Genomic DNA, 14,627 nt, shown 5'->3' with positions numbered 1-14,627 from the left:
GCGCCGGCGCTTGCCGGAAGGGCGCGGATTCGCTAGCTTAGCCGCATGAGCACCCCCACCACGATCTCCGGCCGCCTCGTGCGCATCGCGCAGCGCAGCATCGAGCCCACCACGATCACCATCGAAGACGGCCGCATCGCTGCCCTCGCTCCGTACACCGGGCCCGACGCCGATGCCCTCCCCTACCTGCTCCCGGGCTTCGTGGACGCGCACGTGCACGTGGAGAGCTCGATGCTCGTGCCTTCGGAATTTGCGCGCCTCGCCGTGGTGCACGGCACCGTGGCCACCATCTCCGACCCGCACGAGATCGCCAACGTATGCGGCGTGGCCGGCGTCGACTACATGATCGACAACGGCCGCACGGTACCCTTCAAGTTCCACTTCGGCGCGCCGAGCTGCGTGCCGGCCACTACCTTCGAAACCGCCGGCGCCGTGGTGGACGCCGCCGACATCGACGCCCTGCTGCAACGCAAGGAGATCGTATACCTCACCGAGATGATGAACTTCCCCGGCGTGCTCCACGGCGACCCGGTGGTACTCGAAAAGATCGCCCTCGCCAAAAAGTACGGGAAGCCCATCGACGGCCACGCGCCCGGCCTCCGCGGCGACGCAGCGAAGCAATATATCGACGCCGGTATTTCCACGGATCACGAGTGCTTTACCGCCGAAGAGGCGCTCGACAAGCTGGAACACGGCATGAAGATCCTCATCCGCGAGGGATCGGCCGCCCGCAACTTCGACGCGCTCATCGGCCTCATGCACGGGCATGCCGACCACCTCATGTTCTGCTCCGACGACAAGCACCCCGACTCGCTCGTGGAAGGTCATATCAACACGCTCTGCGCGCGCGCCGTGGCAGCCGGCATCGACGTGTTCCACGTGCTCCAGGCAGCCTGCGTCAACCCTGTGCGGCACTACGGCATGAAGGTGGGGCAGCTCGAGCTGAGCGATCCCGCAGATTTGATCGTTGTGCGCGACCTCGAAGGCTTTGACGTACTCCAGACCTGGATCGACGGACAACTGGTGGCCGAAAACGGCAAGACCCGCATCGAAGCAAAGAAAGCCGCGGTCATCAACCAATTTGACTGCACACCCAAGACGGCTACTGACTTCGCCGTGGCCTGGAACGGCGAAGCCACCCTCCCGGTGATCGAGGCGCTCGACGGGCAGCTCATCACCAACCGCCTGGAGCTCGCCCCCAAAGTGGAAGGCGGCCTCGCCGTAGCCGATGTAGCCAACGACATCCTCAAGATCACCGTCGTGAACCGCTACAAGCCTGCGCCGGTAGCCACCGCCTTTATCCGCAACTTCGGCCTGCAGCGCGGCGCCATCGCCTCCTCGGTAGCGCACGACTCGCACAACATCGTGGCCGTGGGTACCGATGATGAAAGCCTTGCCCGCGCCGTCAACGCGGTGATTGCGGCAAAGGGCGGCGTCAGCTGCGTGGACGGGGAACAGGAGCTCGTGCTGCCGCTACCGGTGGCCGGCCTCATGAGCACGGAAGACGGCTATACGGTAGCCCGGAAATACTCGGAGATCGACGCCGCCGCAAAAGCGCTGGGCTCTCCCCTCGGCGCTCCCTTCATGACGCTCTCCTTTATGGCCCTGCTCGTGATCCCGCACCTGAAGCTCTCCGACCTCGGGCTCTTCGACGGCGACCGCTTTAGCTTTGTAGCACCGGTGGCTGCACCCACAGGCGGAGGATGATCAGTTTGAAGTTGCTGGTATCACACCTTGTCTCGGTAAATCAAAGGCTACGTGACGTGCCGACAGCTCTTGCAGGCAAAGCTTGGCTGTATCAGCGAAACGTCAACCCACAAACCTCCTACCCCAAACTCTTTCCTCCCGTCTTTACAAAACGGTAAGCCCATCCACGCGCTACCTAGGCACAATATTGGAGGCGCTTGCGGTACTATGGACGAGAACAAAGACCGGATCGTGCTCGGGCCGGATGGGAATCCGGTGAGCACCCACCAGGAACAACAGGTCGGCAATGAACAACCCCTGCAGGCGGCGGCCTCCGCCAACCCCGGCGAGCTCGTGATCCCCGTGATTGAGGAGTCGATGACGGTGGACAAGGAGCTCGTGGAGACCGGCAAGGTGCGTGTGCGTAAGATCGTGACCGCGGAAGAGCATTCGATCAACATGCCCCTGATCCAGGAATATTACGATGTGGAGCGCGTGCCCACCAGCAAGGTATACGAAAAGGCGCCCGTGCCGCGGCAGGAAGGCGAGACCATCATCGTGCCCGTGGTAAAGGAAGTGCTCGTGATCGAAAAGCGCTACGAGGTGATCGAAGAAGTGCGCCTCACGCGCAAGGTATCTTCGGTGCCGCACATCCAGCAGGTCACGCTCATGAAGGAGCGCGTGGAGGTCATCCGCACCGATGCCGATGGCCGCAACCGCCTCGAATAACATCATTCATCACCGAAAACACAGGAGGCAACTTATGGCACAGACCGTGATCGGTCTTTTTGACCGCGCCGGCGACGCGCAGAGCGCGATCCGCGAACTCATGAGCGGGGGCATCACCCGCGAGCGCATCGACCTCTCCAGCGGGGGCCGTGGCGCTACCGAGGGAACCGGCAGCACCCGCGGCAGCGCCGGCAGCAACGACCGCAACCCCGTTTCCAACTTTTTCCGCTCCCTGTTCGGGGGCGACAATGCCGACAGCGCCCGCTACAGCCATGTGGCGGAGCGGGCCAGCACCATCGTAACCGTACATGCCGTATCGCGCTCCGAAGCGGAGCTCGCGGCCGGCATTCTCGATCGGTGCGGCGCCATCGACGTAGACGAGCGGGCCCGCTCCTCGGGCTTCGCGCAGGGCCGCGGCGAGCGCACGGATGCTGACGACGACCGTAGAACTACGGTAGTTCCCCGCATCGAAGAGCAGCTGCACGTAGGCAAGCGCGAGGTGGAGGCCGGCGGCGTGCGCGTGCACAGCCGCATCATCGAGAAGCCGGTGGAGGAAAGCATCCGCCTGCGCGAGGAGAACGTGCGCATCGAGCGTCAGTCGGTAGACCGCCCGGTGGCGGAGCACGAGCGGGTGAACCAGTTCCGCGAGCGCGACATCGAGCTCACCGAGCGCGCCGAGATACCCGTTATCCACAAGCAGGCCCGCGTGGTAGAGGAAGTGCGCATCCGCACCGAGGTAAGCGAGCACGACGAGACCGTGCGCGAGACCCTGCGGCGCACCGACATCGATGTGGAGCAGCTCCGCAACGATGCCCGTGGAGCTACCGGCAGCACCGGGCATGCGGGCACAGGCAATGCCTTCGGCAGCGACCTGGGCGGCGCACCGCCCGCAGGAAGTGAAGACCGGGACCGTGGCTTCGGCTCCTCAGGTACAACACTTTGATAAATCAGGAAGATCTCGTTGAAGGCCCCGTTTCGCGGGGCCTTCAACTTTTTAACGGCGCGCGTCGGTATAGCTAATAGTGATAAGCTGGTTGCCGCGGGTTAGACAGCCCGTTTGTAATTTTCTGCTATACTAAACGGTCTGCTATGAAAAAGATCCTGCTCTTGATCTTCATGCTGGCCCCGGCCGGCTTTCTCCATGCCCAGGTAGACGCTTCCGGTAGGGGGAGCGAGCATGTTCTCCTCCCCAATTCCCAGACAAAGAAAAGCCGCAGCACCCCGGTGTTGCCCGCACCCGGCTGGAGCTGGGGCGCGGGCTACGAGCTGGCCCTGCCGCAACACTCCTTCCACCAGGGGATGCGGCCGGTGCACAGCCTGGCACTGCAGGGCGGGCTGCTCCTGAACGGTCGGCTCATGCTGGGCGCCGAAACGTCTCTGGGCGCTTATGCCATGCGCAGCTACAACGTGGCGTACCAGGCCGGCAACAACAAGATCGACGCGAACGTCAATTATGAAAGCATCGTTTTCCAGGGTGGGCTGCAGGGACAATACCAGATCGGTCCGCTGCGCCGCATTACGCCTTTCCTCAGCCTCCGGGCCGGCTACACGCGGTTCTTCAGCACGTTCAGGGTGGAGGAGAACAGCCTGGCTTCCTGCCGGGTGCTGGATGCGCGCACGTTGCAGTCGGACGGCACCTGGTACTATGGGTACGGCGCAGGTCTGCGGATCTTCACCGGAGGCGATCGCGGCCGCGGCGACTTCATCTCCCTTTCGGCACAGCATACGCAAGGCGGCTTCGTCGACTACGTCAATGTGAGCAAGCTGCAACACCACGACGGCCCGGTGCCCACGGGCGATGGCAAAGCACTGCAGGCCACCTTCGTCAATGCCGGCAACCGGGAGGTGCACCGCCATACGCTGGCCGAGGTATACCGCAACCGGCTCAACCTGCTGCAGATCCGGGTCGGCTACCAGACCTTTATCCGATGGTAGGCTCAGGCAGCATGTTCCGTTGGAGCCCGCCACGCCGGCAACACCGGCCAAATGGAGCCAGATGGCCGGTCCGTATTACTACGGGGAGGGCCTGCAAGGGGAGGGTGCAGACGCAAACAGGTAACTGGGGGTGAGGTTCAGCGGGTGAGCACGAGAAGGTTCTGACGATTGTCGAGGTACCAGCGGCTGAACTTGTTGAGCAGCGTCTTGCCGATCAGCAGCGTGCGCCCTTTTTTTGTTACTCCCAGCAGCAGGTTATTGATGGTATAACGTCCCAGCACAAGCTGTTGAACGCGGTATTGGCGCAGCGAGTCGATGCTGCCGTTGGCCATCGTGTACGGAAAGGTACCGAGGTAATTCTCCTTGCCCAATACGCCCTCTTGCTTCAACTGCTCCTCCAGCTCCTCGTTGATCAGCAGGTCGGAAGCGCCACTGTCGAGCATCCAGACGCGGAGTTGCTTGCCGATTCGCATTTTGACGTAGGTCATGCCACGCACCGTCACCACCCGAAGGGTATCTGCGTCCGGCCCTGTAAGGTCGGCGCTGGCGCCGGTATACCAGTTGCGCGCGATGGCGCCCTTGTCGGAAAAGGGATCGCCGCAGTCATGCAGGAATTCGAGCGACAGGAGGCTGCCTGCTTCCCCGAGCATCTTTATAGCCGAGTCGCTCAGCCCTTTCGCCTGCACGAGTTTCACCTGGCAATCGCAGTAGGCATCAAGGCGCCGCTCGCTGAGCGGCTCTTTTGACATTTTTTGAAGTTGCTCGCGGCAGTACTCCCGGGCAAGCTCGGGGAAGTTGCGGGCGCTCAAAAGCATCCCGAATCCCGAGCGGCGAAAGCAGTTTCCCAGCTCCTTGCGCAGCACCGTGTCGGTGTTGATCAGCCGGTCGTAGTCGACCTCTCCTTTCCGGGTATTCTGGCGTAATTGCTTGTTGGTGAACCGGCGGTCGAGACCGTCGGCCTGGCAGGTGCACATCGCAAGCGCCATGGTATCGGCACGGTCGGTGTTGAGCGACTCCAGGCATTGATCGATCAGGAGATGGCGTACCATAATGGGAACCCCCTCCTTCGTAGATATATAGCTGTCTGAGAGCCGCGTCTGTGCGGCAGAAGCCAGCGAAAGAAAAATAAGCAGCAGCACAAGTGTTTGGCGACGCATCGCGGGCAAGATACGGAATCAGGACCCGATGGCTAACCGGGAAGGATACAAGGCCCCCACCGCCCCCCCGAATCAAAGGCGGCCCCCTGTTACGCGATCGCTACGAAAAGAAACATGGTCTGGCTCGCACCTACCCGCGCCCCCTCGAAGGCTACAGCGGACAGACCCACAACCCCATTAGCACATTATCCCATTAGCACATCAGCACATTCCTCATGCTTCCTGCCCCGTCCACAAGGCACCGCCGATCGAATCGCGGCGGGCGCCGGTAACGGAGGCGAGCACGGTGTACTCCTGGCGCCAGCGCAGCACGCCGAGGGCGGCCATGATGAGGGCCTCCTTGTACTGCACGAGCGCTTCTTCCGGCACCTGCACCGATACCTCGAGGGGCTTCAGGAGCTCGGAGAGGCGCTCCACGAGGAAGCTGTTGAAGGCGCCGCCGCCGGTGATGAGCAGCGACTTCGGACCCGGTACCGAAAAGGGATGGCCCGCGAGGGCGCGTGCCACCTGCAGGGCGATGTGCTCGGTTACCGTGCGCAGCGCGTCGGCCGTAGAAATACCGGCGGCCTCGATCATCGGGAGCACGGTGCCGGTACCGAAATCGTTGGCCAGCGACTTAGGGGCAGGCGCTGAGTAGAAGGGCAGCTCGTTGAGCTGCGCGAGGAGGCTTTCGTGCAGGCGGCCGCTGCGGGCGAGGGCGCCGTCGGCATCGTACTCCTGGCCTTCCTTCTGCGCGAGGGCATTGAGCACCCGGTTGGCCGGGCATACGTCCCAGGCTACCGGCGGACCATCGTGCACCGCGATGTTGGCGATGCCGCCGAGGTTGAGGAACAGGCGGTAGTCGCGGAACAGGAGGCTTTCGCCGAGCGGCACGATGGGTGCGCCCTGCCCGCCGAATGCTACATCGAGGGCCCGGAGGTCGCTGACGACGGGGAGGGCCGTTTCGGCGGCAAGGGCGGCGCCGTCGCCCAGCTGGGCCGTCATACCGCTGCCGGGGAGGTGAAAGGTGGTATGTCCATGGGAGGCAATAAGGCCGATCTTATAATGGAGCTCGTGCTGCTCGATGAATGCATTGACGGCCCGGCCGAGGTAGCGGCCGTATTCGCTGTGGAGCAGCAGGTAGTCGCGGGCGGAAAGCTCCGTGGCCCCCGCCAGGCGGTCGCGCCATTCGGCGCTGTACGGAAGGCAGTCGGCCGCAAGGATCTCCCAGGCCCAGTGGCCGGCGTTCACATGAAACTCTGCGCATACTACGTCCAGCCCGTCCAGGGAGCTGCCGCTCATGAGCCCGATCGCCCGGTAGATCATCTTCTTTGAGTTTAGTGCTGCAAACATAATGGGATCCCGGAAGAACGGGGTAATGGGATGATGGGGTAATGGGGTAATTAGGTTCGAACAGGTTAAGGAGTGATTGCCCTGCCAGGTAAGGAGATGTTCCCCGCACCGACCTGAGAGTTTATCATTCGTTAGTTTTTCGCCCCTGCCGAAGTGCTGCGCCTTGGGCAAGGCAACGAGGCTTTTTCCCGTTCTGCGCTTCCAAACCGGCTTTCTCCTGGTCTCTAATTATCCCATTCTCCCATTACCCCATTACCCCATCATTCTTTTAGCTTAGTTTTGACGCCGCTATGTCATTAGGAATGGTCGTCAACTTAAGCCAGGGACACTCCCTCGTCAGCAACTGGGTCGCAGAATTACGGGACACCGAGATCCAAAAGGACCGGATGCGCTTCCGGCGCAACCTGGAGCGGATCGGCGAGGTCGCCGCGTACGAGATCTCCAAGGTGCTGGCGTCCCAGACCATCGAGGTGACCACCGCCCTCGGCACGGCCACGGCCGAGGTGCTGACCGAGCAGCCCGTGCTCACCACCATCCTGAGGGCGGGCCTGCCCCTCCACCAGGGGCTCCTCAACTACTTCGACAAGGCCGACTGCGCCTTCGTATCCGCCTACCGCAAGCACGCCGCCGACGGCTCCTTTGAGATCGCCCTGGAGTACTTCTCCTCCCCCGAGCTCGAGGGCCGGATCGTAATCGTGTCGGACCCGATGCTCGCCACCGGCGCCTCGCTGGTGAAAACGGTCCAGTATATCCGCGAGGAAGGCGAGCCCGGGAGCATCCACATCGTGGCCGCCATCGCCTGCTCCGTGGGCATCGAGTACGTACAGCGCCACATCCCGGATGCTACCATCTGGTGCGGCGCCATTGATGAGGAACTGACGGCCAAAGGCTATATCGTTCCGGGACTCGGCGACGCCGGAGACCTCGCGTTCGGCGCCAAAATCCAGTCCTGAGCCGATTAAATTCCGGCCGTATGATAAATTATCGTAATTTTCCCATCTAACTTATGTGAGAAATGAGCCGTCTGTACGTAACCATGGTACTGTGTCTGGGAATGTTACACGCCCGGGCGCAGGATCCCAACTTTTCGCAGTTCTTCGTTTCCCCCCTGACGCTGAACCCGGCTCTCACCGGTAAATTCGACGGCATGGTTCGTGTTGCCGGTAACTACCGCAACCAATGGCCGACGATCAACAACGCCTTCACCACCTACACCGTTTCCGCCGACGCCAGCATCCTCCGCGACCGCATCTCCGAGAACGATGTCTTCGGCATCGGCATCATGGCCTTCTCCGATAAGAGCGGCAACGGCGTGCTCCAGAACAACTACCTCTCCGGCTCCATCTCCTACCACAAATCACTCGACGAGGACGGCTCCAACCAGATCGGCCTTGGCTTCCAGGGCTCTTACGTCAATAAGCGCCTCAACGTGGTGGGCCTTCATTTCGAAGACATGCTGCGCTCCGACGGCTTCACGGGCGTCACCACCGAGGACTTCTCCGACAAAAGCCGCCTTTCGGTTTCGTACGTGGATGTAAACGCCGGCGCGATGTACAGCGGCACCACCAACGGCGACAACAACATCTACCTCGGCGTTTCGATGTACCACATCAACCGCCACAAAGAGACCTTCAACAACGGCCAGTATTTCCTCCAGCCCCGCTTTACGGTGCACGGCGGCGCCCGCCTGCCCATCGGCGAGTTCAATGCCTTCCACTTCAGCGCCAACTACAGCCGCCAGGCCAATGCCACCAACAGCATGATCGGCGGCGCCTACGAGATGAACCTGGGTGCGGAGAGCGATCAGCCCGCTACGCTCTACGTCGGCTCCTGGATCCGCCTGCAGGATGCCATCATCCCCTACGTGGGCCTCGAGTTCGGCTCCCTGCGCTTCGGCGCCTCCTACGACGTCAACACCTCCAAGCTGAAGCCGGCCTCCAACATGCGCGGCGGCGCGGAGATCTCCCTTATTTACGTGCACCAGAAGCCCGACCGTAGCGGTCGCCGCCTTGGTTGCCCGATCTTCTAAGTCCTTCCCTGATCACCTTCAGAAACCTTGTTCCAACGCACACGGTACGCCGTGTCGAACTGCCTGCTTAAAAAAGCGCCCTTCGGGGCGCTTTTTCGATCTTAGATGTCAGATGTGATGATCTCAGATCTTCCTTAGACCGAAGATGCATCAGCGCCTGCCAGGGCCGGTTGTCCGGAACGCGTTGCACAAAGCCAAATCTGTAGCAATCCGTTACAAGTACAAGGAACAGGAAAGGGGAAAAGTTTGTAGGAAAAGGTCGGCCTTGGGCAGATCACAGATCCGAGATCACAGATCGGAGATCAATCGAGGAGGTCCGGGCGCCGCTCCTCCGTGCGCTTCACCGCCTGGTCGTGGCGCCATTCGTCTACCTTTTTGGGATCGCCGGAGAGGAGGATGTCGGGGACCTTCCAGCCGCGGAAATCGGCGGGGCGGGTGTATACCGGCGGAGCCAGCAGGCCGTCCTGGAAAGAGTCGGTAAGGGCGGAGGTCTCGTCGCCGAGCACGCCGGGAAGGAGGCGGCCAATGGCATCCACGAGCACCGCAGCAGCCAGCTCGCCGCCGCTCAGCACGTAGTCGCCGATGGAGATCTCGTGGGTCACGAAGTGATCGCGCACGCGCTGGTCGATGCCCTTGTAGTGGCCGCAGATGATGAGGAGGCGCTCCTTCAGCGAGAGGCGGTTGGCCGTCTTCTGCTCGAGGCGCTCGCCGTCGGGGGTCATGTAGATGATCGCATCGTAGGGTCCTTCCTGCTGCAGCTCCTCGATGGCCTTCACCAGCGGCTCGCACATCATCACCATGCCGGCGCCGCCGCCGAACTGGTAATCGTCGATCTGGCCATAGGCGTTTACCGCCCACTTGCGCAGGGGGTGCACCGCCACGGTGAGGTGGCCCTTGCTCTGGGCGCGCTTCATGATGGAGTGGTTCAGCGGGCTTTCGAGGAGCTCGGGAAGTACGGAGAGGATGTCGATGTGCACGGCAAACTAGTTGGAAGGGTAAGGCGGAAACGTGATGGCGAGGCTGACGGCGCCCTTGACGGTCTTGCCCTGGCGCAGGGCGGGACGCCAGCTGCCGGACGCCTTTACGAGGCGCACTGCCTCTGCGGTAAGGGAAGCCGGCGCATCGCCGATGGGACGCACCCTGGTAACCGTGCCGCTCTTATCGACCCATACCCGCACCCAAACCTTCTGCTCTTTGGCGCGGCCCGCGGCGTCCACGTCGCGGTAGGCAGTGGCAAGGTCCCGTTTCTTGGACAAGTAGGCCTGCCAGTCGGCATCAGTACCGTAAGTAGGATAATCCTGCACAAAAGCGGCCACCGACACCGTATCGGAGGTGATGACCTGCGCCTGCAGGGCGCTGCCGCAGGCCAGCAGGCAAGCGAGGATCCATACGTTCTTCATACTGCAAAATAACGACTATTCGCCCGCACCGTTTGGCGAAGGGCTGCGCGAACCGGTGTTAAAGCAGCCTGAATGTGGAAGACTATTCGGTAATGACGAAGGTGATGGGCTGGGTGCGGTAGGCTTTCACCTTGCGGCCGCCCTGCTGGGCAGGCACCCAAACACCCGACTCGCGAATGGCGCGCTCGGCCTCCTTACGCACCGCGGGGTGTACGTCGTTGATGACCCGCACATTGCAGACGGTGCCGTCGGTGCACACGATGAACTGCACGCGGGCGGTCTGCTGAAAATGCTTCGTCTTTTTCGGCAGGGCCTTGGCCACCGCGTCGGGGTTCAGGTTATTGTACAGGAAATTTTTCCAGGCCGGTATGCCGCCGGGGTAATCAGCCTCTATTTCCACTTTGCGGAAGGCCCCGATAGAGTCGCGGGTAATGCCAACGGCAGTGCTGTCGGCTACCTGTGCGGAGGCGGAATGAGTGGCGGCGCAGAGGGCCAGCCCGATAAGCAGTGTGCGCATGCCGCAAAAATAACGATTCCGGCTTATATGAAGCCGCACCGTGGAAATACGGTTCCCCTGCCGGCGTTCAGTACCAGCCTGCAGCGAACCCATTAATCGTCAGCCTCCTCCGGCGCGCCTTCCTCGCCGAGGATGTCGCCGAGGTCGCGGCGCTGCTTCTTGGTGGGGCGACCGATCTTGCTCGGGCGCTTGCCGGTGTGGAACGAGGAGCCGAGGTGCTTGTTGGGCGCTACCTGCTCTTCGGGGGTAAGGTCGAGGTAATGTTTGATCGCTTCGGGATAGGCTACGCGGTTGGCCAGCAGGGCCGTCACCTTGATGAGCCACTTGCGGGCCTCGGTGCGTACCTCGTACTCGTCGCCCACGGCTACATTGCGGGCTGCCTTTACGGGCGAGCCGTTGAGGCGCACCTTTCCGGAATCGCAGGCGGCGGCGGCCTCGGAGCGGGTCTTGAAGAGGCGGATGGACCAGAGGTATTTATCGATGCGTACTTTCTCTTTCGTTTCTGACTTCACGGGGGAACATTTTCGGGTGAACCGGCGTTCGGTCCGGCGTTAAAGATACGCGCCGTTCGCGCTCCGGTAGCAGCCGGCCGCGAAGCCAAAGCGCCGGTCGCTCTACCAGGGCACGCAATGCGGCGGCGGCCAGCAGGGTCGTACCGATGCTGAGGAGCAGCACCCCGTTGCTTTCCGGTTCCCATCCCCAGTGCGTGGCCAGGCGCTGGCTGCCGTGGATCGTCATCTTATGAACGAGGTAAAGTGCAAACGACCAGGCGGCCAGGCGCTCCGTTACGATCCACCTGCGGGAGCGCAGGCCTGCGGAGCCGATCACCGCGGCCAGCACAAGTCCATAGGCGATATCGACCAATGGGAAAGCCCAAAGGGTCAGGGCCAGCCCTTCGGGCGCGCGCCCCGTCCAGGCTGCGGCGGCAAAGAGCCCGCTGGCGGCCAGCAGGAGCGGCAGTGGGCGCCGCGTCCACCGGGCAAAGGCAGCCGGCCGGTAGCGGGCCGCCGCCGCCAGCGCGATGCCCACAAGCAATCCGTCGAGCCGCGCCCAGGTAGGATAATAGATCGAGCGGTGCCAGTCGATCAGGTAGTCGGCACCCGTGCGGCCGGCGAGCTGGGTATGCCAGAGCCACCCGCGTAGCGCCAGGCCCGCCAGCAGGAGTGCCGGCAGGAGCCAGACGGCCCTGGGGTAGGGGCGGGCCGCGAGCAGCACGGCCGGCAGCAGCAGGTAAAACTGCTCCTCGATGCACAACGACCACGCGTGCGAAAAGGTGCCCTGCGTGCGCAGGTCGAGCCCGAGGTTCTGGGTGAACGTGGCATATTTCCAGAAGGGTGCCAGCCCCTCCCGCTCATGCACCGCCGGAAAGAGGAAGTAGACCGCCAGCACCACGAAAAAAGCCGGCAGGATACGCAGGCTGCGCCTGGCGTAGAAGCGGCCCAGCCTGACCGTGCCGGAGCGCTGCAGCTCCGAAAAAAGCCCGCCGGCAATGAGATAGCCGCTCAGCACGAAAAAAAGGTCGACACCCGTCCAGCCGATGGCCGGCGCCCCATCGAGCCAGGCAGGGTGCGGAAAGAGGCCGGCGTAGTGACAAAAGAAAACAAGGAGGATGGCCAGGGCGCGCAGGTGGTCGAGGCCGGGGAGGTGGGTGGAAGGATGGGTCACGTCGCTTAAAGATAGCCGATACGAAATAGATCGTATAGAAGATTTTTTCTTAATATTGCAGGACCAAAATTCCGGTTATGAAAACGCTGCTGCTTCCCGCGTTCCTGCTTGCTTCTCTTGCCGCCTCGGCACAGGCCCCGAAGTCGTTTGGAGACCGCACCCAGCTGGACGCACTGCAAAAAAAGCTGCGCGACCGCTTCGAGCAACGCTACCCGAAGATGCCCAATGCCTTTGCACCGGGGAAGAAGCCCTTGCTCCTGCAGACGCCCGGTATTTCCGTCGACTCGCTGGGTACCGTAATCCTTCCCTACAAGCCACTGCAGGCGCCCGGTATCATCGTCGACTCGCTGGGCAACGTGACCCTTCCCTTTAAGCCACTGCAGGGTACGCCCGGCACCTATTCGCTTCCGCAGGACGGCATGCCCTGCATCGTGCCCGACACGAACGGCATCGCCGCGATGCCGAACGCCACGCCCGGGCGCTTCCACTCCTTCCGCAGCGATATGCCCAATGCCCATGTTCCCGCTCCGGAAGACAAGGTGCGGAAGTGAGTTCGGGAATCGGGAATCGGGAATGGGTCGTTTCGGACCGGAACTTTCTTACGATTGCAATCACCATAAAGAAAAGGCCGCAAAGCAATGCTTTGCGGCCTTTTCTTTACATCGATACGAGTAAATCTGAGAACCAGTAAGAACATCCCCAACCGCACAAATTCACGATTGACGATTCACGCCTGACGCGATCATCCCTGTGCGAAGAACTTGTGGAAATACGGGATCGTTTCGATGCCCTTGTAGTAGTTCTCCAGGTTGTATTTCTCGTTGGGGGAGTGCAGGTTGTCGTTGTCGAGGCCAAAGCCCATGAAGATGATCTTGGTGCCGAGCTCGCGCTCGAGAATGGAGCAGATCGGAATGGAGCCGCCACCGCGCACCGGGATCGGCAGCTTGCCGAAGGTGGTCTGGATGGCCTTGGCCGCCGCCTGGTAGCCTTTCGAGTCGATGGGCGTCATATAGGGCTCGCCGCCGTGGTGCTCCTCGGCATGCACGGTCACGCCTTCGGGGGCGATCTTGCGGAAGTGCTCGAGCAGCATGTCGGTGAGGGTGCGCGAATTCTGGTTGGGCACGAGGCGGGCCGAGATCTTCGCGAAGGCTTTCGAAGGCAGCACGGTCTTGGCGCCTTCCTGCGTATAGCCGCCCCAGATGCCGTTCACCTCGAGCGTGGGCCGGATGCCGGTGCGCTCGTTGGTGGTATAGCCTTTCTCGCCCCAGAGCTCCTGTACGCCGAGGTCCTGCTTGTATTCCGCTTCGTTGAACGGCGCCTTGGCCATCAGGGCACGCTCTTCGGGCGTTGCTTCCACCACGTCGTCGTAGAAGCCCGGGATGGTGATGTGGTTGTTCTCGTCGTGCAGCGAGGCGATCATCTTACACAGCATCGTGGCGGGGTTGGCCACGGCGCCGCCGTAGACACCCGAGTGCAGGTCGCGGTTGGGGCCCGTTACTTCCACCTGGATGTACGAAAGTCCGCGCACGCCCACGTCGAGGGAGGGCGTGTCGAGGGAGATCATAGCCGAGTCGGAAATGAGGATCACATCGGCCTTCAGGAGCTCCTTGTTCTGGCTCACGAAGGTGCCGAGGTTGGGCGAGCCCACTTCCTCTTCGCCCTCGATGAGGAACTTGATGTTGGACTCGAGGCTATTGGTTTTCACCATCGTCTCGAGCGCCTTTACGTGCATGTAGAACTGCCCCTTGTCGTCGGCAGAGCCGCGGGCATACACCTTTCCGTCCTTGATCACCGGCTCGAAGGGACCGCTGTGCCACAGCTCCAGCGGGTCGGCGGGCTGCACATCGTAGTGGCCGTATACGAGCACCGTAGGCTTCGAAGGGTCCACGATCTTCTCGCCGAACACCACCGGGTGGCCGGCCGTTTCCATCACCTCGGCGCGGTCGCAGCCCGAGTCGAGCAGGCGCTGGCGCACGAGGTCGGCGCAGGTGCGCATATCTTCCTTGTGCTCGCTCTTGGCGGAAACGGAGGGAATGCGGAGGAGCTCGAGCATCTCGTCGAGAAAGCGCTGCTGGTGCTGCTTCTGGTAGTCGGTCCAGGCGGTATGGGTATGTTGCATATAGCGGCTATTGATTGTTGTTTGGCTGCTAAGGTAGGGAGGGATCTCAGATCTGTGA

General features: G+C 62.1%; 15 protein-coding genes. 7 read left to right on the top strand and 8 right to left on the bottom strand.

Annotated elements, in window-relative coordinates; genetic code table 11:
• Positions 1-45: 45 nt before the first annotated feature.
• The 4 genes from ade to ABD937_RS01845 all read left to right on the top strand — a co-directional run bounded on the left by ade (position 46) and on the right by ABD937_RS01845 (position 4,350).
• The gene (ade, locus tag ABD937_RS01860; protein WP_345252930.1) at positions 46-1,707 is read left to right on the top strand and encodes an adenine deaminase; all 1,662 of its coding nucleotides are present in this window, start codon (positions 46-48) and stop codon (positions 1,705-1,707) included.
• A 207-nt stretch (positions 1,708-1,914) separates the two neighbouring features.
• Complete coding sequence (locus ABD937_RS01855; RefSeq protein WP_345252929.1) at positions 1,915-2,415, top strand: YsnF/AvaK domain-containing protein; 501 nt, start codon at positions 1,915-1,917, stop codon at positions 2,413-2,415.
• 34 nt (positions 2,416-2,449) lie between these two features.
• Complete coding sequence (locus tag ABD937_RS01850) at positions 2,450-3,358, top strand: YsnF/AvaK domain-containing protein (RefSeq protein WP_345252928.1); 909 nt, start codon at positions 2,450-2,452, stop codon at positions 3,356-3,358.
• A gap of 146 nt (positions 3,359-3,504) precedes the next feature.
• Positions 3,505-4,350 (top strand): hypothetical protein, encoded by an 846-nt coding sequence (locus ABD937_RS01845; protein ID WP_345252927.1) that lies wholly within the window; start codon positions 3,505-3,507, stop codon positions 4,348-4,350.
• Positions 4,351-4,487: 137 nt separating this feature from the next.
• Here the strand turns inward: ABD937_RS01845 and ABD937_RS01840 are convergent, their stop codons facing one another.
• Both ABD937_RS01840 and ABD937_RS01835 read right to left on the bottom strand, forming a co-directional pair.
• On the bottom strand, positions 4,488-5,507 hold the full coding sequence (locus tag ABD937_RS01840) for an aspartyl protease family protein (RefSeq protein WP_345252925.1): 1,020 nt from the start codon (positions 5,505-5,507) through the stop codon (positions 4,488-4,490).
• A 213-nt stretch (positions 5,508-5,720) separates the two neighbouring features.
• Positions 5,721-6,812, bottom strand: coding sequence for an anhydro-N-acetylmuramic acid kinase (locus ABD937_RS01835; RefSeq protein WP_345252924.1), 1,092 nt, complete (start codon positions 6,810-6,812; stop codon positions 5,721-5,723).
• Between the two features lie 329 nt (positions 6,813-7,141).
• On the opposite strand from ABD937_RS01835, the gene upp reads away from it, so the two are divergent.
• Positions 7,142-7,792 (top strand): uracil phosphoribosyltransferase, encoded by a 651-nt coding sequence (gene upp, locus ABD937_RS01830; RefSeq protein ID WP_345252923.1) that lies wholly within the window; start codon positions 7,142-7,144, stop codon positions 7,790-7,792.
• A 62-nt stretch (positions 7,793-7,854) separates the two neighbouring features.
• On the top strand, positions 7,855-8,868 hold the full coding sequence (locus ABD937_RS01825) for a PorP/SprF family type IX secretion system membrane protein (RefSeq protein ID WP_345252921.1): 1,014 nt from the start codon (positions 7,855-7,857) through the stop codon (positions 8,866-8,868).
• 302 nt (positions 8,869-9,170) lie between these two features.
• On the opposite strand, the gene trmD is transcribed toward ABD937_RS01825, so the two are convergent.
• The 5 genes from trmD to ABD937_RS01800 all read right to left on the bottom strand — a co-directional run bounded on the left by trmD (position 9,171) and on the right by ABD937_RS01800 (position 12,450).
• Positions 9,171-9,845, bottom strand: coding sequence for a tRNA (guanosine(37)-N1)-methyltransferase TrmD (trmD, locus tag ABD937_RS01820; protein ID WP_345252920.1), 675 nt, complete (start codon positions 9,843-9,845; stop codon positions 9,171-9,173).
• 6 nt (positions 9,846-9,851) lie between these two features.
• Positions 9,852-10,268, bottom strand: a complete 417-nt coding sequence (locus ABD937_RS01815) for an energy transducer TonB (protein ID WP_345252918.1) — start codon at positions 10,266-10,268, stop codon at positions 9,852-9,854.
• Between the two features lie 82 nt (positions 10,269-10,350).
• Positions 10,351-10,785 (bottom strand): energy transducer TonB, encoded by a 435-nt coding sequence (locus ABD937_RS01810; protein WP_345252917.1) that lies wholly within the window; start codon positions 10,783-10,785, stop codon positions 10,351-10,353.
• A 92-nt stretch (positions 10,786-10,877) separates the two neighbouring features.
• A complete protein-coding gene (locus ABD937_RS01805) occupies positions 10,878-11,297 on the bottom strand; it encodes an RNA-binding S4 domain-containing protein (RefSeq protein WP_345252916.1) in 420 nt (139 codons plus the stop codon).
• The gene (locus ABD937_RS01800) at positions 11,260-12,450 is read right to left on the bottom strand and encodes an acyltransferase family protein (RefSeq protein ID WP_345252915.1); all 1,191 of its coding nucleotides are present in this window, start codon (positions 12,448-12,450) and stop codon (positions 11,260-11,262) included. The genes ABD937_RS01805 and ABD937_RS01800 overlap by 38 nt, the downstream gene beginning before the upstream one ends.
• Positions 12,451-12,527: 77 nt before the next feature.
• On the opposite strand from ABD937_RS01800, the gene ABD937_RS01795 reads away from it, so the two are divergent.
• On the top strand, positions 12,528-13,001 hold the full coding sequence (locus tag ABD937_RS01795) for a hypothetical protein (RefSeq protein ID WP_345252914.1): 474 nt from the start codon (positions 12,528-12,530) through the stop codon (positions 12,999-13,001).
• A 191-nt stretch (positions 13,002-13,192) separates the two neighbouring features.
• Here ABD937_RS01795 and ABD937_RS01790 read toward each other — a convergent pair whose 3' ends face one another.
• Positions 13,193-14,569 (bottom strand): dipeptidase, encoded by a 1,377-nt coding sequence (locus ABD937_RS01790; protein ID WP_345252913.1) that lies wholly within the window; start codon positions 14,567-14,569, stop codon positions 13,193-13,195.
• Positions 14,570-14,627 lie beyond the last annotated feature (58 nt).

This window comes from Flaviaestuariibacter amylovorans, from assembly GCF_039541815.1.
Taxonomy (GTDB): domain Bacteria; phylum Bacteroidota; class Bacteroidia; order Chitinophagales; family Chitinophagaceae; genus Flavisolibacter; species Flavisolibacter amylovorans.
The sequence above is the reverse complement of the archived record's forward strand: the minus strand, read 5'-3'. Positions and strand labels throughout refer to the sequence as shown.